15 protein-coding genes are annotated in these 18,350 nt (G+C 66.5%); 8 read left to right on the top strand and 7 right to left on the bottom strand.

Going from position 1 to position 18,350, the window contains the following annotated elements; all coding sequences use genetic code 11:
- Position 1: 1 nt before the first annotated feature.
- Positions 2 to 1,264, bottom strand: a complete 1,263-nt coding sequence (locus OMP44_RS04035; RefSeq protein WP_280306593.1) for a cation:dicarboxylate symporter family transporter — start codon at positions 1,262 to 1,264, stop codon at positions 2 to 4.
- Positions 1,265 to 1,364: 100 nt separating this feature from the next.
- Between OMP44_RS04035 and OMP44_RS04030 the strand changes: the two genes are divergently transcribed.
- Complete coding sequence (locus OMP44_RS04030; RefSeq protein WP_280306591.1) at positions 1,365 to 2,315, top strand: LysR family transcriptional regulator; 951 nt, start codon at positions 1,365 to 1,367, stop codon at positions 2,313 to 2,315.
- A gap of 118 nt (positions 2,316 to 2,433) precedes the next feature.
- On the opposite strand, the gene OMP44_RS04025 is transcribed toward OMP44_RS04030, so the two are convergent.
- Positions 2,434 to 3,042 (bottom strand): TetR/AcrR family transcriptional regulator, encoded by a 609-nt coding sequence (locus OMP44_RS04025; RefSeq protein ID WP_187979548.1) that lies wholly within the window; start codon positions 3,040 to 3,042, stop codon positions 2,434 to 2,436.
- An 87-nt stretch (positions 3,043 to 3,129) separates the two neighbouring features.
- Here OMP44_RS04025 and OMP44_RS04020 point away from each other — a divergent pair, with 87 nt between their 5' ends.
- From OMP44_RS04020 to OMP44_RS04010, 3 genes are all read left to right on the top strand, one after another.
- The gene (locus OMP44_RS04020; RefSeq protein WP_280306589.1) at positions 3,130 to 4,284 is read left to right on the top strand and encodes an epoxide hydrolase family protein; all 1,155 of its coding nucleotides are present in this window, start codon (positions 3,130 to 3,132) and stop codon (positions 4,282 to 4,284) included.
- 183 nt (positions 4,285 to 4,467) lie between these two features.
- A complete protein-coding gene (locus OMP44_RS04015) occupies positions 4,468 to 4,671 on the top strand; it encodes a hypothetical protein (RefSeq protein WP_280306587.1) in 204 nt (67 codons plus the stop codon).
- Between the two features lie 105 nt (positions 4,672 to 4,776).
- The gene (locus OMP44_RS04010) at positions 4,777 to 5,193 is read left to right on the top strand and encodes an NUDIX hydrolase (RefSeq protein WP_280306586.1); all 417 of its coding nucleotides are present in this window, start codon (positions 4,777 to 4,779) and stop codon (positions 5,191 to 5,193) included.
- A 64-nt stretch (positions 5,194 to 5,257) separates the two neighbouring features.
- Here OMP44_RS04010 and OMP44_RS04005 read toward each other — a convergent pair whose 3' ends face one another.
- Both OMP44_RS04005 and OMP44_RS04000 read right to left on the bottom strand, forming a co-directional pair.
- Positions 5,258 to 7,705 (bottom strand): YbcC family protein, encoded by a 2,448-nt coding sequence (locus tag OMP44_RS04005; RefSeq protein WP_280306584.1) that lies wholly within the window; start codon positions 7,703 to 7,705, stop codon positions 5,258 to 5,260.
- Positions 7,702 to 9,228, bottom strand: coding sequence for an NADH-quinone oxidoreductase subunit L (locus OMP44_RS04000; RefSeq protein WP_280306582.1), 1,527 nt, complete (start codon positions 9,226 to 9,228; stop codon positions 7,702 to 7,704). The genes OMP44_RS04005 and OMP44_RS04000 overlap by 4 nt, the downstream gene beginning before the upstream one ends.
- Before the next feature lie 103 nt (positions 9,229 to 9,331).
- On the opposite strand from OMP44_RS04000, the gene OMP44_RS03995 reads away from it, so the two are divergent.
- Complete coding sequence (locus tag OMP44_RS03995; protein ID WP_280306580.1) at positions 9,332 to 10,240, top strand: LysR family transcriptional regulator; 909 nt, start codon at positions 9,332 to 9,334, stop codon at positions 10,238 to 10,240.
- 58 nt (positions 10,241 to 10,298) lie between these two features.
- Here the strand turns inward: OMP44_RS03995 and OMP44_RS03990 are convergent, their stop codons facing one another.
- Both OMP44_RS03990 and OMP44_RS03985 read right to left on the bottom strand, forming a co-directional pair.
- Positions 10,299 to 11,168: an NAD(P)-dependent oxidoreductase gene (locus OMP44_RS03990; protein ID WP_280306579.1), complete on the bottom strand. Its 870-nt coding sequence runs from the start codon at positions 11,166 to 11,168 to the stop codon at positions 10,299 to 10,301.
- Between the two features lie 15 nt (positions 11,169 to 11,183).
- Positions 11,184 to 11,804, bottom strand: coding sequence for an RraA family protein (locus OMP44_RS03985; RefSeq protein ID WP_280306578.1), 621 nt, complete (start codon positions 11,802 to 11,804; stop codon positions 11,184 to 11,186).
- A 97-nt stretch (positions 11,805 to 11,901) separates the two neighbouring features.
- Here OMP44_RS03985 and OMP44_RS03980 point away from each other — a divergent pair, with 97 nt between their 5' ends.
- Positions 11,902 to 12,801 carry a LysR family transcriptional regulator gene (locus OMP44_RS03980; protein ID WP_058790481.1) on the top strand — a complete coding sequence of 300 codons (900 nt, stop codon included), beginning with the start codon at positions 11,902 to 11,904 and terminating at the stop codon, positions 12,799 to 12,801.
- A gap of 75 nt (positions 12,802 to 12,876) precedes the next feature.
- Here the strand turns inward: OMP44_RS03980 and OMP44_RS03975 are convergent, their stop codons facing one another.
- Positions 12,877 to 14,250: an MFS transporter gene (locus tag OMP44_RS03975; protein ID WP_280306573.1), complete on the bottom strand. Its 1,374-nt coding sequence runs from the start codon at positions 14,248 to 14,250 to the stop codon at positions 12,877 to 12,879.
- A gap of 359 nt (positions 14,251 to 14,609) precedes the next feature.
- Between OMP44_RS03975 and OMP44_RS03970 the strand changes: the two genes are divergently transcribed.
- Together OMP44_RS03970 and OMP44_RS03965 are read left to right on the top strand one after the other, a co-directional pair.
- A complete protein-coding gene (locus tag OMP44_RS03970; RefSeq protein WP_280306572.1) occupies positions 14,610 to 16,625 on the top strand; it encodes a peptidase U32 family protein in 2,016 nt (671 codons plus the stop codon).
- Between the two features lie 495 nt (positions 16,626 to 17,120).
- On the top strand, positions 17,121 to 18,266 hold the full coding sequence (locus OMP44_RS03965) for a mechanosensitive ion channel family protein (RefSeq protein WP_273862180.1): 1,146 nt from the start codon (positions 17,121 to 17,123) through the stop codon (positions 18,264 to 18,266).
- Positions 18,267 to 18,350 lie beyond the last annotated feature (84 nt).

Below are 18,350 nucleotides of genomic sequence, written 5' to 3'. Positions count from 1 at the left end.
CCTAGTGCCGTCCACGGGCGAGGGCCGCCGCCAGCTGCGGCCGGTCCAGCGTCCCCTGCCAGCACGCCAGCGCCAGGCAGGCGACGCAGTTACCCAGCACATTGGTGAGCGAGCGGCACTTCATCAGCCGCTCGACGCCCAGCAGCAGGCCGACCGCCTCCACTGGCACGAAGTGCAGGATCGACAGGGTCGCCGCCAGGGTCAGGAAGGCCGAGCCGGCAACACTCGTCGAACCCAGGGTGGTGATCAGGCCGACGAGCAGGAAGCTCGCCAATTGCGCGGCCGACAGCTCGATCCCGGCGAACTGGGTGAGGAACAGCAGCGCCACGGCGATATAGAGATTCGAGCCTGCCAGGTTGAAGGTGTAGCCGGTGGTCAATGACAACCGCACCAGCTCCGTCGGGCAACCGGCGCGTTCGAGGCGGCCGATCAGCAGGGGCAAGGCCGCGACCGAGGAACCGGTCACCGCCACCAGCAGCAACTCGTGCTTCAGCCAGAGGATCAGGCGCAACAGGGAAAAGCCACAGAGCCGCGCCACCAGCCCCAGCACGCCGCAGACGAAACACAGGGCGGCCAGATAGACCGCGAGCAGAAACTTCAACAGCGGCCACAGGGAGGCGCCGCCATAACGGGAAACGGTAAAGGCCATGGCCGCAAAGGCGGCGAGGGGCGCCAGGCGGAGGAACAGGCGCAGCAGCCGCAGCATGAACCCCAGGGTCCGCTCGATCCCGGCGAGCCAGGGTGCGCCACGCTCACCCAGGGTACGCAGGATGAGTCCCAGGGCGATGGCCAGGCACAGCAGCGGCAATATGGCGCTCTGGGTAAAGGCGCCTAGCAGGGTACCTGGCAGACTGTCGAGCAGGCCTGGCATCGACGAGGGAGCAGCCGGCAACAGGAGGTCCGCCGGTTCGGCACTGCCCCAGTTGATCGATATCGGGCCAGGCGCGACGGCGCTGCCGGGATGGATCACCAGACCGACGATCAGACCGACCAGCAGGGACAGCAGGGACAGCAGGGACAGCAGGGACATCACCTGAAAGTACAGCACCATGCGCGCCGCCATGGCGCCGACGCCCCGACCCAGGCGGGCAATGGCCGACACTATCAGCGCGAACATCAGCAGCGGGATGGCCAGGCCAAGGGTGCGCAGGAACAGATCGCTCAAGGGCTTCATGGCCGCGGCCAGCTCGGGACGCCAGAGACCGAGCAGCACGAGGGCCACGCCTAGCTGCACACTGCCGTTGCGAGCGATCCGCGCGATCATCCGGATTCCTGTCGTTATTATTGTGCGAGGCGCCAGACACCTTGCGCCCCATCCTAACCGATCGGTCATCCAGACCGGCGTCAGCGAGGTCAGCGAGCGAATGGAATTGCGGCATCTGCGTTACTTCGTCACGGTGGCCGAAGAGCAGCACTTCACCCGCGCCGCCGCGCGCCTGCACATGCAGCAGCCGCCGCTCAGCCAGCAGATCCGGGCCCTGGAAGACGAACTCGGCTTCGCCCTCTTCCTGCGTCACCCTAAGGGTGTCGTGCTGACCGCTGGCGGCGCGGCCTTCCTGCAGGAGGCCCGTGACATCCTGGCCCGGGTCGGCCAGGGCGCGCATCGCGCGGCGAGGGTCGCCAAGGGCATCGACGGCACCCTGACGCTGGGTTTCACCAGTTCGGCGGCCGCCCATGCGATGATCCCCCGCGTCATCCGCGCCTACCGGGAGCGCTACCCGGACGTGGAAATCGTCATCGCCGAGGACAACGCCCAAGGCCTCACCCAGCGGGTGGCGGAAGGCCGCCTGGACCTCGGCATCCTGCGCGCCCCGGTCAGCGCGCCGGACGGCGTCTCCTATCACCGCCTGCTCAACGAGGCGATGCTGCTCGCCTTGCCGAGTAATCATCGACTCATCGCGGGGATCGGCGCAGCGGCGCTGGACAGCCTGGCGCAACGCGGACTGCCGCTGGCCGCCCTGGCTGATGAAGCCTTCATCCTGGTGCGCAAGCCGGGCGCGCCGGGCATGTATGCCAAGCTGCTGGGCGCCTGTCGCCATGCCGGCTTCGAACCCAAAGTCGCCTTCGAAGTCGATCGCATGCTCACCAACCTGAGCCTGGTGGCGGCCGGCGCCGGCATCTCCGCGGTACCGGCGTCCATGACCGAACTGCACAGGTCCAGCATCTGCTACTGCCCCATCCTGGACGCCCGCCCCCGGCTGGCCGCCCCGATCACCCTGGCCTGTCGCGCCTTCAATCCCTCGCCCGCCCTGCAGAACTTCATCGTCCTGGCCCGGCACCTGGCGGGCAGACCACAGCGGCGGGCGCGGGGCTGAACGCCGCGCAGTAGCCCATCTCATCCTTGTGAACCTGGGAGCCTGCCCGGTTATTCCGATCCGGGCTTGGGCGGTTCGATGTGCCAGCCAACGACCGAGCGGGAGCCGCCAGACACCCTCACCCCAGCAACAGCCGAATGGCCCGCTCGATCCGCTCCGCCGCCTGAGCCCGCAGTGCCCTGGGATCATCGCCCAGCAGCGCCCGCAACTGATGCGGCGCGAAGACCAGATCGATGAATCCCTCGAGCAGCCGCTCGACATCGTCCGGTTGATCCGGACCCGCCTCGATGGCCTGTCGCACCCGCAGGCGACCCGCCTCCCAGCCGATCCGGGTCGCCTCGGCCGCTACTGCCGGAAAGCGATCGGCCGTGGCGATCACCAGGCGCATCATCGCCAGGGTTTCCGGCCGCGAGGCGTGCTCCAGCATGTCCTGACCGGCCAGCCGCAGACGCTCCGCGAGCGGCAGGCCGGAGGGCACGGGTTCGAGCTGCGGCAGGGTTGCCGAATGACGGCGGATCACCGCCTCGAACAGCTGATCCTTGTTGGCGAAGCGCGCATAGAGGCTGGCCTTGCCCGCACCGGCCAGTCGCGCCACCGCCTCGCAGGAGGTCCCGGCAAAGCCCTGGGCGAGGAAGAGTTCGAAGGCAGCATCCAGCAGGCGGCGATCGACAGCGCCGGCCTCTTCGCGCCGGGGTCGCCCGCCGCGTGGTTTGGTCATTTCGGTCATGGGCGAACCTTAAGCGGATTGACAGCCCCTGTAAACTGAACGATAACGTTCAGTTATCTGATTGCGCCCTTCCTTGCGAGGCTCTCCATGACCGATCTCATCCAGCCCTTACCCATCCGCGTACCTCAAGCCCAGCTCGATGAGCTGGCAGCAAGACTCAGGCTTACACGCTGGCCCGACCGCGAGACCGTCCACGATGGCAGTCAGGGGCCGCAACGGGAGCGCCTGCAGGCCCTGGTGGAGCGCTGGAGCGGCGGGTACGACTGGCGGGCGGCCGAGACCCTGCTGAACGGCTGGGGCAGCAGCCGCACCGAGATCGACGGCCTCGGCATCCACTTTCTGCATGTGCGCTCTCCCGAACCGACGGCTACCCCCCTGCTGCTCACCCACGGTTGGCCAGGCTCTGTGCTGGAGTTTCGCGACGTGATAGGGCCGCTTAGCGATCCGGTCGCCCATGGCGGTGAAGCCGCGGACGCCTTTCACCTGGTCATTCCCGCGCTACCCGGCTTCGGCTTCTCGGATCAGCCCAGCGAGCCCGGCTGGGGAGTGAGCCGCACCGCCCTGGCCTGGATCGAACTCATGCGCCGACTCGGCTACGGCGATCACTGGCTGGCCCAGGGCGGCGACTGGGGCGCCGCGGTGACCACCGCCCTGGCCCATAAGCGCCCGGCGGGCCTGGCCGGCGTGCACCTGAACATGGTGATGTTCCAGCCCACTGCCGAGGAGGTCGCGGCGGCCACGCCGGACGAGCAGCGGATGCTCGCCGACGCCGCCCGCTACGAGCGCGAATACTCGGGCTACATGAAGGTGCAGACCACCCGCCCGCAATCGGTGGGCTTCGCCCTGGCCGACTCGCCGGTAGGCCTGGCGGCCTGGATCTACGCCCTGTTCCAGGACGTCTCGGACAGCGCGGGCGAACCCGAGCGCGTCCTGCCGCTGGATCATCTGCTCGATGACATCATGCTCTACTGGCTGCCCAATGCCGGCGCCAGTTCGGCGCGTTTCTACTGGGAGGCCAGACGCGAGATGGCGAACGGCATGGCCAGCGCGCCGCTGCCCCTGCCCGCGGGCGTCAGCATGTTCCCCGGCGAGCAACTGCGGCTGTCGCGCCGCTGGGCCGAGCGGCGCTTCGCCGATCTGCGGTTCTTCGCGGAAGCCGATCGGGGTGGGCACTTCGCGGCGATGGAGAATCCGCGAGAATTCGTCGGTCACCTGCGGGAGGCCTTCCGGACGATGCGCTGAGGGCGCGCTCCAAGGCTGTGCCGTAGTAGTTTCACGCAAAGGCCCCGGGTCGCGCTTTAACACTTGTTTACAAGCGTTCAGGAAGTTTTACACGCGGCCCTTTATCGATCGATACCCTTGACTCCCGGCGATCATTCGCTGAATGCCGTTTTCGCGGAGAGGGTTGTTAAGGTGAGGCAGGTCGTGAAGCGTATCGGCGCTATCGCCATGCTACTGGGCGTGGCGACCGTCCTGCTGGGGTGGCTGGTCGATCCCTCCCTGCCTCTGCAACACGGCATGAAGCTCGTTTACATAAAGCGCGAGTTCCTGCAGACGGACCTCTTCCTCTGGGGCGCCCTGCTGTTCGCTGCCGGGTTCAATGGCTATGCACTGCATGCCGACCTTTGAGCGCCACGCAGGACCCCAAGCCAGGGGTAGCCAGAATCGCCGACGGTTGCCTTTCTGTCCGTCTCCCGGCACGGTGACCCGCCCACCTTGATCGGGACGCTCACCTTGACCCCAATCCTGCACATCGCCGCCGCCATCCTCCTGAACGACCGCCAGCAGGTGCTGCTGGTGCGCAAGCGGGGCACCACCGCCTTCATGCAACCGGGCGGCAAGGTGGATCCGGGGGAGCAACCCCTGGAGGCGCTGATCCGCGAGCTGGAGGAAGAGCTTGGCCTGGTCATCACGACAGAGGCTGCGACCTTTCTCGGCAACTACCAGGCGCCGGCCGCCAATGAACCCGGTTTTAGGGTCGATTGCGCGCTGTATCAGGTAGCCATGGGTGCGGGAGACCAGGCGGTGCCTGCCGCCGAAATCGAAGAGGCGGTGTGGGTAGCCGTAGACGAACCCGGCGATCTGCCGCTGGCGCCCCTGACCCGCGACGTGATTCTTCCACTGCTGGGGCGGCGACTGCTGCACCCTTAGCGAGCAGCCCTGCGCCTTGGCCCCGAATTTCAGCTTTGCCTGGCCTGGCCTGGCCTGGCCAGCGTCAGACCTTGGGCAAGGGCCGCCATCCCCCGGCCGTACGCACCTCGAGGCAAGCCGGCAGGCCATCCAGACGCAGCAGGTGCAACCAGCCGTTGCGCACCAGATCGCGCACTACGGACTGGTTGGCGATCACCTGATCGATCATCGCGCGCGGCGCCTCGATCACCACGTGCAGGCGTAGCGGACGATGCATCCACCGCTGGCCGTCGTGCAGCGACTGGCGCGCCAGACCGATGCGCAGGTCGCCGCCGTTGCCTTCGAACACGCCGATATGGCCGCCCACCACGTTGTGCAGCAACTTGTTGCCGCTGCCAAAGCGCAGGTTGTCGGTGGTCGAGGTGAAGTACTGCAGGTTGATCCAGTGCGCCACCACCATGGGCGCCGTCATGATCAGCTCCAGCACCCTGCCCTCCTGGTCTTGCCGCCAGTCGTAGTCGTGCAGGAAGACGCGGCCCTCCAGGTCCACCGCGCGGGTGCACGCCCGCGGCGCGGCAATGAAGGCGGCATTGCCGGCGAGGCCCCATTCCGGCCGGGTCTGCGCCCAGTCCCGAGCGCGCCGGCGCAGCTGGCCGAGCAGTCTGTCCGGCTGTTCCGGCAGCGGTGCCAGGCCCAGTTTGCCAGCCCGCTGCCGCCGCACCTCGGCGCTGGCGCTGTCCAGCGCCAGCCGCAGGCGCTGCCAGCTGGGCTGGAGCTCTGCGGGAAGCCCCTCGTACCCGAAGACCTGCACCTCATCCGTCGTGGTGTTGTGCAGCCCGGCCAGCACCTGGCAGTGCGGCGGCAGGTCGAGGCCGCGCACCCGCAGCCCGTCACGCACCTCGGGTTCGTTGAGCAGGCCGGCCAGTAGCCGCGCATTGATCTCGCCGCTCTGGCCACAGCAGGCACCGCAGTCCAGACCCGCTGCCTGAGGATTATTGGCGCTCTGGCTGCCGTGGCCGAGCAGCACCAACAGGGACGGCACAGGCCCGTTGAGCCCCATGGCCTTGAGAATGCGCTCGGCCAGGTCGACCTGCTGCAGCCGGGACATCGCCGGTAGCTGTGGTTGCAGCTGTTGCCGTTCCTGACGACGCCAGGCGCTGAGTTCGGGCGAAGGCGCACCACCGGCCAGGCCATAGGTCCGTCCCAGCAGCGCCCCGGCGTAGCCCAGCCCGACGCTTTCCACCAGGGTGAAGGTCGAGGCCGGCAGCCGCTCGAACAGCCGCCAGCGGCCCTGCCGTGCCAGGCGCCCCTGACGCAGCTGTGCCAGCTGGCGATCCCGCGTGGTATCGCCACTGCCCTCGCTGACCTGCAGTTGCGGCGCGAGCAGGCCCGGCAACTGCGGGCGCGTGGCACCGGTACCCAGCGGCGTATAGGCGATGGGCAGCCCGAAGAAGCCGGCGAAACCGCCGGTTTCCAGTGCCGGACAGGTCAGCTCCAGGGCACGCCTGAGGGGCTCGGAACGCACGTCGATGCAGAAGAACAGCTTGGCCAGCGGCACCGGGGGCAAGGCTGCCGGGATGCTCAGGCACAGCGTCTGCTGCAGATGCTCCTGCCAGGCCAGCTCGTCGGCGCGCTGCCAGAGCTGCAGGGCCTGCCAGTTGGCCGAAGGCATCCGCTGCGAGCCCTCCTCCCAGGCCGCGCGCCAACTGTGCCAGCGGCTCTCGGCATCGCGCCGGCGATCATCCACCAGCCATTCCCAGGCCGCGCGGATGGCCAGCAGCTCCAGCACCGTCTGGTCGTCCTCGCCCTGCAGCCGGGCCTGCCAGCGCCGATAGGCGCACCAGGAGGCCCAGCCCAGGTTGCGCAGCAGCAGGCAGTCGAACCAGGCCGCCCAGTCTGGGGCTGGCAGTCCCAGGTGTTCGACCGCCGCCTCCAGGGCCGCTTCGGGTTGCGCCGGCAACGCTGCGATCCGCTGGTGCAGATCCCGGCAGCCACTGAGGACGCTCAGGCCCTGGTCGGCCAGCAGGCTGGCGCGCCAGGTCTGATAGAGCCCGCCACCCTCTGCCGGACGCCAATCCGCCTGCTCGTGATCGAACCAGGCCGCGCAGCTCTGACCGATCTGGTGGGTGATCAGCGCCGGCCAGCCCGGAAGCGGGATCCCCGGCTCTGCCAAGTCTTCCAGCAGCGGCAGACCGTGGCCGACCTCCACGGGGGCGTCCAGTACCTCCAGCAGCCTTACCGGCTTGCAGGATTCCCCCTGCTCGGCCAGCGCCTGCTGCAGATGGCGCTCGGCGATGCGGCCGTCCTGCCAGGCCTGGCGATAGTCGGCGGCGTCCAGGGTCAGGCGGCTGCCGGCGCGCTGCCACAGCTGCGCGGCCACGCTCTGCCAGGCCTGATCGCGCCGCTCCCACAGCGGGTTGACGGCGATCATGCGATCCAGCGGCCAGGTCGGCGCGATGCGCGCACAGGCCAGGCGGGCCGCCTCGTGCAGCGCCTGGTGCTTGGGGCTGGAAAGCGTTTCGAAGGCAGTCATGCGCGGTCTCCAAGGGTTACGCTCAGGGGCTGGGGCACACGCGCCGGCCACAGGCGAAAGGTCAGGCGGGTGAAGTGCTCATCCAGGTAGAAGCCGGCAAAGGCCAGCGGGTAGAGACGTTGCGCCAGGGCGCCGCGCGGCCGGGCCAGCAGCAGGCCCTGCAGCAGGTAGAGCCCGACCAGCATGACCATCGCCACCAGGGCCAGCGGCAGCGGCGCCGCAGCGAGGTGCTGGCCGAGGATCCAGCCGGCCGCCTGATGCCACAGCAGGTAAGCGCCGAGCAGCAGGCCGAACATGAGCAAGCCATGGGCTGGCTGGTCGCGGCGCAGGATCCAGGGCGCCAGGCCGATCGCCAGTAGCGTCAGGGCCACCAGGGGCAGCGCATGACCGGGCAGCAGCCAGGCGCAAAGCCCTTGCAGCAGCGCCAGCATCAGCGCGGCCACCAGCAGTGCGCGCAACAGCCCGTTCAAGTCGAGCGCCGCGGCCTGCGGCTGCAGGGCATGCTGGCGGGCGTGGGCGACCGTTTCACCTGCGGCCAGGAAGGCATGGGCCTTGTAGAGCGAGTGGGCCAGCAGGTGCACCAGCGCCAGTTCGTACAACCCCAGCCCGCATTCCAGCAGCATCAGGCCCATCTGCGCGCAGGTCGACCAGGCCAGGCGGACCTTGATGCTGATCCGGGTCATCATCACCAGGGCCGCGAGGACCGCGGTCAGGCCGCCGACCAGCACCAGCAGGCTCTGCGCCGGAACCGCGGCGGAAAACAGCGGGGCGAAGCGCAGCAGCACGAAGCCGCCCAGGTTGACCACCCCGGCATGCAGCAGGGCCGAGACCGGCGTGGGAGCCTCCATCACCTGGATCAGCCAGCCATGCACCGGCAACTGGGCCGATTTCAGGATCACTGTCAACGCCAGCAGCAGCGCCGCGCCCTGCAGCTCCCAACCGAGCGCACCCCCCGCCTGCACCTGGGCATTCACCGCGGCAAGGATCAGCGCGAGCTGGCTGCTACCGCCGGCCTGCACCAGCAACAGGGTCGCCAGCAGCAGGCTGACATCGGCGAGGCGGCTGGCGAGGAATTTCTTGTGGGCCGCGACGACGGCCTGCGGGCGCTCGCGGTAGAAGGTCAGCAGCTGGTGCAGGCACAGGCTGGACAGGATCCAGGCCCCGGTAATCAACAGCAGGTTGCCGCTGGTGACCACCGTCGCCACCGCCGCCAGGGTGGCCAGCAGGGCGAGCACGTAGCGCCGCTGCCCTGCTTCCCCCTCCAGATAGCGCCGGGAATACTCGATGATCACCAGCGCCAGCAGGCTGATGAGTCCGACCATCGCCAGGCCGAGGCGATCAGGATCCTGGGTGCCGACGAGCGCCTGTAGCCAGGCCGCCAGCACCAGCAAGACACCCAGATAACCCGCGACCCGCGCAGGTATCCACAGTTGGCTCGGTGAAGCGAGGAAGAGCGCGGGCAACAGCGCCAGGGCATAAACCCAGGGCAACAGTGGGGCGAGGGAAAACAGCAGGCCAGACATCGTGCACACTCCATGAACACCAGATAGCGACAGTGTCCGGATGTGTACGAATTATTTAAAATAGATTGATCAGAACCTAGCGTTCACTTTTTAAGAACGAAGCATGCGCCGACTCAATTTCCATCACCTGCACTACTTCTGGGCCGTCGCCAAGGAAGGCAATCTCACCCGTGCCGCCGAGGCGCTGCATGTCTCCCAGTCCGCCCTCTCTACCCAGATCCGCGTGCTGGAAGACCAGCTCGGCCACCCCCTGTTCATTCGCTCCGGACGGAGCCTGCGGCTGACCGAAGCCGGGCAGTTGGTGCTGGACTACGCCGACACGATCTTCGCCCTGGGCAGCGAGTTGCAGGACACCCTGCAGAACACTCAGGAAGCCAACCAGACACTGCGCATCGGCTCCGTGGCGACCCTCTCGCGCAACTTCCAGGAAAACCTGCTGCGCCCCTTCCTCGGTCGTGAAGACCTGGTGCTGACCCTCGAATCCGGCAGCGTTGACGAATTGCTGGAGCGCCTGGCCCTGCACAAGCTGGACGTGGTGCTGACCAACCAGGCGGTGAGCGCCGACAGCCAGCGCACCTGGCAATGCCGCCTGCTCCATCGCCAGCCGGTGTGCCTGATCGGCCCGCCGCGCCAGGACAGTCGCCCCTTCGATCTCCACCGCGACCTGCAACAGGCCCGCCTGATCGTGCCCGGGCGCAGCAGCGATGTGCGCAGCCAGTTCGACGTCTATTGCAGCGGCCAGGGGCTGACGCCGCGCATCTGCGCCGAGGTCGACGACATGGCCCTGCTGCGTCTGCTGGCCCGCGACTCCGGCGACCTGGCCCTGCTGCCCGCCGTGGTGGTGCAGGACGAACTGCGCAGCGGCGCCCTGCAGCTCTACGCCGAAGTCCCCGAGATCGCCGAACGCTTCTATGCGGTAACGCTGCAGCGGCAATTTCGCCTGAGTATTCTGAAGGAGTTGCTGGGGCGGGCGGCGGTGCCGGATGCGATCTCTGGGCCAGAGGCGCCTTGACCCCAGGTACTGAAATCGCCGAGCGGTCATAGCCGCTCGGTGCTTAATCAAGTACCCGCTACCTCACCACGCCATTGGCCTTGAACAGCCAGGCAAAGGCCTGGTCGAGAGTCGGCGATGCCGTGTCGACAGGCTCGTGTGCGAGCTGAGCGGCTGTCCGTGCAAACACTTCCCTGACCCCGGGCAGCACCGCCACCGGCAGCTCGGCAGCCCGCAGTTGGCGTTCGGCCTCTTCCACTTCCTTGAGACGGCGCGGAGCATGGACCACATGCGTCCTGATCAGGGTGCCGAGAAAGTCCCTGAGCGAAGCCTGGTCGATATCGCTCAGAGCATCGTGGAGCTGTTCCGTGACGCCCTGCTTCTCGGCCGCCATGAAGCACTCGATGGTCAGGGCTTCCAGGCCCTTGGTGAACACGCTGCGCAGGATTTTCAGGGCGGCCGCATCGCCCGCGGCGCCTCCCTCGACCGGCTTGAGCGGTGCGCCGGCTTCCGCAAAGAGGACGACCGCGCGGTCCAGGCCAATGCCGGCGCCCAGCAGATTGGTTTTCGCGTGCGTCAACGCAATGGCCCCCAGGATGGCCACGTCCACATAGGGGATCGAGCGCTCGGCCGCGATGGCCGCGGCTCGCCTGATCTGCTCCGGATCTGCGGTGGTCATGTCGATGAACAGCGCACCCGCCTGCATAAGGGCAAGCGCCTGCTCGGCGACCGGGAGCGAGACGGTGCCGAAAACGCAGGAGACGACGACGTCACAAGCGGCCACCGCGTCCTCTATCGAGGTGAAGAGTGCCAGATCATGTTCTTTCGCGAAGGCCTGGGCTCTGGGTGAGGGCCTGAGGTCACACAAGAGGATCTCGTGGCCCGCGGCCACCCAGGGGTGCGCATAGGTAAGACCCACTTCGCCTGCGCCGATAATCGCTAGCCTCATTTGCTTCTTCCATAATCAATGGGCCGCGTAGGCGCCCCGGTAGGTTCCAGCTGCAATCTGCGCGAGCATCTCCGCTTCCTTGCGCTCGGTCGCCAGACAACGGTCGAGCAACTCCGCCGCCTGGGCGATGGGAAAGGCGACAATGCCGTCATGGTCACCCACGACGAGGTCTCCTGGTGACACGATCATGTCGCCAATGCTCACCGGCACGTTAATCTCGCCCGGGCCGTTCTTGTAGGGACCCCGGTGATAGCCCCCACGCGCAAAGATGGGAAAGCTGCCCTTGCTGATCGTCGCCAGGTCGCGGATCGCCCCATCGACGACGACCCCCGCGGCACCGCGCTTTTCCGCGATAGCCGCCATGATGTCGCCCATCAGGGCGCGACTCAGGTCGCCGCCGCCATCGACCACCAGCACCTGGCCAGAGACGAGGAGCTCCAGCGCCTGGTGGATCGCCCGATTGTCGCCGGCCGGTACTTTGACGGTGAGCGCAAGGCCCGCCATGGTGCCTTCGATCCGGTGGAAGGGTCGCAGCCGAGCGCCTGGAAGCCGGTCGAGACAGTCGCTGATGATGGAGGTGGAGGTGCGGGCGAAGGCTTCGACCAGCGCGGTCGGACGGGAAGCGATGACGTTCATGGGGGCTCCTCTTGTTGGATGACGTCGAGGATAGGCCGGTGGCCAAATAGAAAAAGCGATATTAAGGTATGACCACTCATGCCCTGAAGGAATGCCAATGGTCACGCTACGGCAATTGCTGGCGCTGCACTGGATCGAACGTCTGGGTACCTTCGAAAGGGCTGCGGAACACCTCAACACCACCCAGTCGGCCATCTCGAAACGGGTGCAGGAGCTGGAGTCCTCCACCGGCCTGCAATTGTTCGATCGCTCGCAGCGGGGTGCCCGCTTCACCGCCGAGGGCGAGGAGCTGCTGGTCATCGCGCGGGAGATGCTCGATCTGAACGAACGCATCACCTCGCTCAAGGATGGCAAGCACGTCACCACCCGCCGCCTGCGACTGGGCGTTACCGAACTCACCGCCTGGACCTGGCTACCGCGCCTGGTCACGCGACTGGTCGCGGACTTCCCCGGGCTGACCGTGGAACCCGAGGTCGACATGAGTCGCAACCTGCACGAGCGGCTGATGGACGACCTGGTCGACCTCATCGTGATCCCGGACACCTTCACGGCACCTGAGGTCACCAGCGTGCCCCTGGCGACCGTGGAGAATGCCTGGATGGCTGCGCCGGGACTGGTGCGGAGTTCAGGCGTGGTGAGCCTGGCCGAGCTGGCCAAGTATCCTATGCTGATGCAGGGCAAGAAGTCAGGGTCCGGCCTGTTCGTGAACCGCTGGCTGCATGCACGCGGCATAGAGCTACCGAGGATCCTCTCCTCCGACAGCCTTACCGCCATGCTCGGCCTGGCCTCGGCGGGCCTGGGCGTCACCTATCTGCCGCGCGAGTGTTTCCGCCCGCTGGTGGACGAAGGCAAGCTCGTCATCGTCGAGACCGATCCCGAGCTGCCACCGGTTCCCTACATGGCGATGTACCGCAACGACCGGCCCTCGACCTTCGTCGCCGAGATTGCCACGCTGGCGACGCAACTCTGCGACTTCACGAAACAGTTGCAGCGTTAGTCAGGGACCGCTGCATCGCCCCGCGCGTAACTTTCGCGGGGCAATGGTCAAGACCTTGCCGGGCTACTCGACCCGCTAGGCACCCGACTCGCCGACAGGCGCGGTAGCCGGCTCGGAAATGGTCAGCACGAAGGCCAGCGCGGCCAGGGAGCAGACGCCGAGGAAGATGAACACTGCCGTCCAGCTGTAGCTGTCCAGCAGGAAGCCGGTGATCAGCGGCGCCATGGCACCCCCTGCCTGACCCGCGCTGTTGACCACGGATGCAGCCACCGGATAGGTCGTTCTGGTCGTCAGTCCCATCGAATAGACCGAGAACGACGAGTAGCCGATATTGAGCAGAAAGCCGGTACCGAACAGCAACAGACCGACCGCGAGCAGCCCATTGGGCGCGTAAACCAGCGCGACCATCATCACGCAGGTCGCTACCGCGCTGATCATCATGGTCGGTTTGCGACGGCGATCCAGAATACGATCCGACAGCCAGCCGCCGACGATGTTGCCAAGCACCCCGCCAACGAAGGGCAAGGACGCCACGAAGCCGACCTGCATCAGTTCGAAGTGCTTCACCTCACCCAGGTACTTGGGGAGCCAGGCCAGGAGCACGTTCACCACACCGGTCATGAGCAGGTAGCCCAGACCACACCCCCAGATATTCCAGGATCTGAACACGGAGCGGGACGTATCCAGGACGGGGGTGCGCTCATAGCGCAGCGCGCGGTCGAGCCTGCCGAAATCCCGGTGCTTACGGACCGACTCGCTGTGCGCAGTCGTCTGGTCTTCGATGTGCTCGGCTTCGGCGTCACTGACCTGCTTGCAGGCCCGCGGGTCATTGGGGACGAGCCACCACCAGAGCAAGGCCAGCAGCACGCCTGGCAGGGCGAAGGCGATGAACATGGTGCGCCAGCCATCGAGCAGAATCAGCGCCGCCCCCAGTGGCGGTGCGATCACCGCACCCATCTTCGCGGCGGACAGGAACGCCCCGGTAGCCGTGCCCTTTTCCCGCGGCGGAAACCAGCGGTTGATGGTGCTCAGCATCGACAGCGGCAAGGCAGCTTCTGCCACGCCCAGGGCCGAGCGATAGAGCCTGAGCATGCCGATGCTGTGGGAGGTGCCGATCAGCAGCGTCACCAGCGACGTCAGCCCAATCGCTGCGGGAGCGACCACGCGTACGCTGACCTTGCTCAGCAGAAAGCCTGCCGGTATCTGACCCAGCGAGTAGAACAGGAAGAAGGCACTGACCAGCAGACCCACCTCGGCATTGGTCGCGCCGAACTCCTTTTGGATATAGGGCAAGGCGATGCCGATATTGGCCCGGTCGGCTGCAGCGAGCATGTACACGACCACGATGACCGCCAGTACCACCCAGCGATAGCGGGTCCTGGACCGCGTCTGTAGCGCTGACCGCTCCGCTACTGCCGGCGCCGGCTTTGAAGCCAGGGATTCGGTCATGAGTCCTCCGATTTTTATGTTTATTAAAGGTGACGGAGGTTTTACGACGACCCATTAATGGAAAAAAGCGATAAAGAGGAACAGGCATTCATTCTCCTTTGGAATGCGCTTACGCCATATCCGGTGGAATGTCGGTGCTTGAGCCCTTGGCAGCCGCAACTCCGTCTGCCCCGCTGCGCTCCCCCCACCGGGATGCCGGCCGGAAACACGGATAACCCTTAATCGGCAGACGAGTCTGTAGATCCTCTTTCCAGTTGATGGACTGCCGTCAACCACCCAGCACCCCGGGCGTGCCCTCCTCCCCCTCGCCCGCTACAATGCGCGCCTTGCCGTGCCGCGCCTGATCGAGAAGAACTGCCATGTCCCTGCCCAAGCACCATCTGGAATTGCTCAGCCCGGCCCGCGATGTCGGTATCGCGCGAGAGGCCATCCTGCATGGGGCCGATGCCATCTACATTGGCGGGCCGAGCTTCGGGGCGCGGCACAATGCCTGCAACGAGGTCAGCGAGATCGCCGAGCTGGTGACATTCGCCCGGCGCTATCACGCGCGCGTGTTCACCACCATCAACACCATCCTGCATGACGACGAGCTGGAGCCGGCGCGCAAGCTGATCCACCAGCTGTACGAGGCCGGCGTGGATGCGCTGATCGTGCAGGATTTGGGCGTGCTGGAACTGGACATCCCGCCGATCGAGCTGCATGCCAGCACCCAGACCGACATCCGCACTCTGGCGCGGGCCAAGTTTCTCGATCAGGCCGGCTTTTCCCAGCTGGTGCTGGCGCGCGAGCTGAATCTGCAGGAGATCGCGGCCATCGCCGCCGAGACCGACGCGGCCGTCGAATTCTTCATCCATGGCGCCCTGTGCGTGGCCTTCTCCGGCCAGTGCAACATCTCCCATGCCCAGACCGGCCGCAGCGCCAACCGGGGCGACTGCTCCCAGGCCTGCCGCCTGCCCTACACCCTGAAGGACGACCAGGGTCGGGTGGTGGCCTTCGAGAAGCACCTGCTGTCGATGAAGGACAACAACCAGAGCGCCAACCTGCGTGCCCTGGTCGAGGCCGGCGTGCGCTCCTTCAAGATCGAGGGGCGCTACAAGGACATGGGCTACGTGAAGAACATCACCGCCTACTACCGCCAGTTGCTCGACGAGATCCTCGAAGACCGCACCGACCTGGCGCGCGCCTCCAGCGGCCGCACGGCGCACTTCTTCGTGCCCGATCCGGACAAGACCTTCCACCGCGGCAGCACCGACTACTTCGTCACCGACCGCAAGGTGGACATCGGCGCCTTCGACTCGCCGACTTTTACCGGGCTGCCGGTGGGGCAGGTGGAAAAGGTCAGCAAGCGCGACTTCATCGCCGTGACCGAAGAGCCGCTGTCCAACGGCGACGGGCTTAACGTGCTGGTCAAGCGCGAGGTGGTGGGCTTCCGCGCCAACGTTGCCGAACTGAAAGGTGAATTCGAAGAAGACGGGGCGAAGCGCTATCGCTATCGCGTCGAACCCAACGAGATGCCCGAGGGGCTGTTCCGCCTGCGACCGAATCATCCGCTGTCGCGCAACCTTGACCACAACTGGCAGCAGGCCCTGCTCAAGACCAGCGCCGAGCGCCGCATCGGCGTGCGCTGGCAGGCCGAGCTGCGCGAGCAGCGATTGCAGCTGACCGCCATCAGCGAGGAAGGCGTGAGCGTCACCGTTGCCCTGGACGGTCCCTTCGGCATGGCCAACAAGCCGGAGCAGGCGCTGGAGGGTCTGCGCGATCTGCTGACCCAGCTGGGCACCACCGAGTACCACGCGCTGAACGTGACCCTGGATGCCCCCCAGGCCTTCTTCGTACCCAATTCGCAACTCAAGGCGTTGCGCCGCGAGGCCATCGAGCAGCTGACCGCGGCGCGCATCGCCGCCTACCCGCGCGGCCGCCGCAAGGCCGAGACCAGTCCGCCGCCGGTGTATCCCGAGTCGCACCTGTCGTTTCTCTACAACGTCTACAACCAGAAGGCCCGCGACTTCTACCACCGCCATGGCGTGCAACTGATCGACGCCGCCTACGAGGCCCACGAGGAGCCTGGCGAGGTGCCGGTGATGATCACCAAGCACTGCCTGCGCTTCTCCTTCAACCTCTGCCCCAAGCAGGCCAAGGGCGTCACCGGCGTGCGCACCAAGGTCGCGCCCATGCAACTGGTCCACGGCGACGAGGTGCTGACCCTGAAGTTCGACTGCAAGCCTTGCGAGATGCATGTGGTGGGCAAGATGAAGGGCCATATCCTCGACCTGCCGCTGCCGGGCAGCCAGGCCGCGGCCAAGGCACTGGCCAGCATCAGCCCGGAAGACCTGCTCAAGACCATCCGCAACAAGCCGACCGGATACAGTCACTGAGCCCGGCAAGGCGCTCGGGACTGATCTGCACCGAGGTCTCGCACACCAGGTAATCACCCCCGGGGGCCCAGCCGGCCGGAACGCTGTCGGTCACCCGGTCGGGCCGCCACTTGCTGCTTCCCTGAGCGCGACCGGCGCTCGATCCTCCCGCCTGTCCCTCTCCTTTACCACCTGCCGTCGAGAGTGGGTGAGTCTACTTTTTGTCACCTTGGCACCGGCCGCCGCAACCACCGGGCCAGAGGCGCTCGCGCTTGATAGCCGATTGATCGGCACGCGCCGAACGGTCCCGGACCCGGAAAAAAAGTGCACGGCACCGCCGCAATGGACTCCAACCTGGCTGATGCCTGCCGCGGTTTCCTGGCTGAATGGCCGAGCCGGCGGACGGCGTCCTGTGTTCCAGTTGACCAGGAGCGCGCTGGGATAAAACGAGTCGCGACCGCGCCTGCGCGGCCGAGTCGTGGCGATTTCTGAACCGGCTAGAAGACCCCCTGCTTTATGGATCTCGGATTTTTCAACACCCTGCTATCGACCAGTCTGCTCGGCATCTCGCTGGCCAACTGGCTCGCCATGCTGTGCATCATCCTGCTCAGCTTCACCCTCGCCCGCACCATCATCGGCTTCGTCCTGAGAAATCTGCGGACCCGCGCCGAGAAACCGGGTGCCCATGTCAGCCATATCGCCATCCAGGTGCTCTCCAGCACCAGCAATACCCTGCTATTGCTGGCCGCCATCCTGATCGGCGTGGGGATACTGGATCTCCCCGAGCGCTGGCTGACGCGGGTCAGCAGCCTCTGGTTCGTGGTGGCGGCCTTGCAGGCCGGGCTGTGGGCCAACCGGGCGGTGGCCCTGGCGGTGCACCACTACTTCGTCAAGCACAGCCAGGCCGACGTCTACCAGGGCAGCGCCCTGGCCACCCTGTCACTCTGGGGCGCCAAGGTGCTGCTCTGGGCCGTGGTCGGCCTGGCGATGCTGTCCAATCTCGGCGTCAACATCACCGCCTTTGTCGCCAGCCTCGGCGTGGGCGGCATCGCCATCGCCCTGGCAGTGCAGAACATCCTGGGTGATGTGTTTGCCTCCCTCTCCATCGCGGTGGACAAGCCCTTCGAGGTGGGCGACTTCATCGTCGTCGGCTCGCTGGCGGGCACCGTCGAGCACGTGGGCCTGAAGACCACCCGGATCAGAAGTCTGGGCGGCGAACAGATCGTCATGGCGAACGCCGAGATGATCGGCAGCACCATCCAGAACTACAAGAAGCTGCAGGAGCGTCGCATCGTCTTCAAGTTCGGCCTGACCTATGCCAGCCAGCCGAAGCAGATCAGACAGGTTACTGCCGCCCTGAAAGACATCATTCAGCGGCAGGACAAGACGCGCTTCGACCGGGCCCATCTGCTGGCCTTCGGCGACAGCTCGCTGGACTTCGAGGTCGTCTACATCGTCCTGGATGCCAGCTACAACCTGTACATGGACATCCAGCAGGCGATCAATCTGGAGATGATGGAAGCCTTCGCCAAGATCGGCGTGCGCTTTGCCCTCTCCAGCAGAAGCCTGTACGTCGAATCCCTGCCCGGGGACTTCATGGCCGAGCGGGATCGGCAGGAAGAGAATGAGTCGGTTGGCCAGCACCGGCCAGTGATCCAGTAGCATTCCGCCAGGAACCCAGGGGTGCCGGCGCTGCCGTCGGGGCGTTCGTTATGGTGGACGCCTCGACGGCTGGCCCGGGCGAGC

Origin of the sequence: Pseudomonas flavocrustae, assembly GCF_029872515.1 — a bacterium.
Lineage (GTDB): Bacteria > Pseudomonadota > Gammaproteobacteria > Pseudomonadales > Pseudomonadaceae > Chryseomonas > Chryseomonas aestiva.
This window is presented reverse-complemented; position numbering and strand designations above follow the sequence as displayed.

Bases quoted from the DNA above. Each gene is read 5' to 3' on its own strand.
- OMP44_RS04035 (WP_280306593.1), bottom strand. From the start codon at position 1,264: ATGATCGCGCGGATCGCTCGCAACGGCAGTGTGCAGCTAGGCGTGGCC.
- OMP44_RS04030 (WP_280306591.1), top strand. From the start codon at position 1,365: ATGGAATTGCGGCATCTGCGTTACTTCGTCACGGTGGCCGAAGAGCAG.
- OMP44_RS04025 (WP_187979548.1), bottom strand. From the start codon at position 3,042: ATGACCGAAATGACCAAACCACGCGGCGGGCGACCCCGGCGCGAAGAG.
- OMP44_RS04020 (WP_280306589.1), top strand. From the start codon at position 3,130: ATGACCGATCTCATCCAGCCCTTACCCATCCGCGTACCTCAAGCCCAG.
- OMP44_RS04005 (WP_280306584.1), bottom strand. From the start codon at position 7,705: ATGACTGCCTTCGAAACGCTTTCCAGCCCCAAGCACCAGGCGCTGCAC.
- OMP44_RS04000 (WP_280306582.1), bottom strand. From the start codon at position 9,228: ATGTCTGGCCTGCTGTTTTCCCTCGCCCCACTGTTGCCCTGGGTTTAT.
- OMP44_RS03995 (WP_280306580.1), top strand. From the start codon at position 9,332: ATGCGCCGACTCAATTTCCATCACCTGCACTACTTCTGGGCCGTCGCC.
- OMP44_RS03990 (WP_280306579.1), bottom strand. From the start codon at position 11,168: ATGAGGCTAGCGATTATCGGCGCAGGCGAAGTGGGTCTTACCTATGCG.
- OMP44_RS03985 (WP_280306578.1), bottom strand. From the start codon at position 11,804: ATGAACGTCATCGCTTCCCGTCCGACCGCGCTGGTCGAAGCCTTCGCC.
- OMP44_RS03980 (WP_058790481.1), top strand. From the start codon at position 11,902: ATGGTCACGCTACGGCAATTGCTGGCGCTGCACTGGATCGAACGTCTG.
- OMP44_RS03975 (WP_280306573.1), bottom strand. From the start codon at position 14,250: ATGACCGAATCCCTGGCTTCAAAGCCGGCGCCGGCAGTAGCGGAGCGG.
- OMP44_RS03970 (WP_280306572.1), top strand. From the start codon at position 14,610: ATGTCCCTGCCCAAGCACCATCTGGAATTGCTCAGCCCGGCCCGCGAT.
- OMP44_RS03965 (WP_273862180.1), top strand. From the start codon at position 17,121: ATGGATCTCGGATTTTTCAACACCCTGCTATCGACCAGTCTGCTCGGC.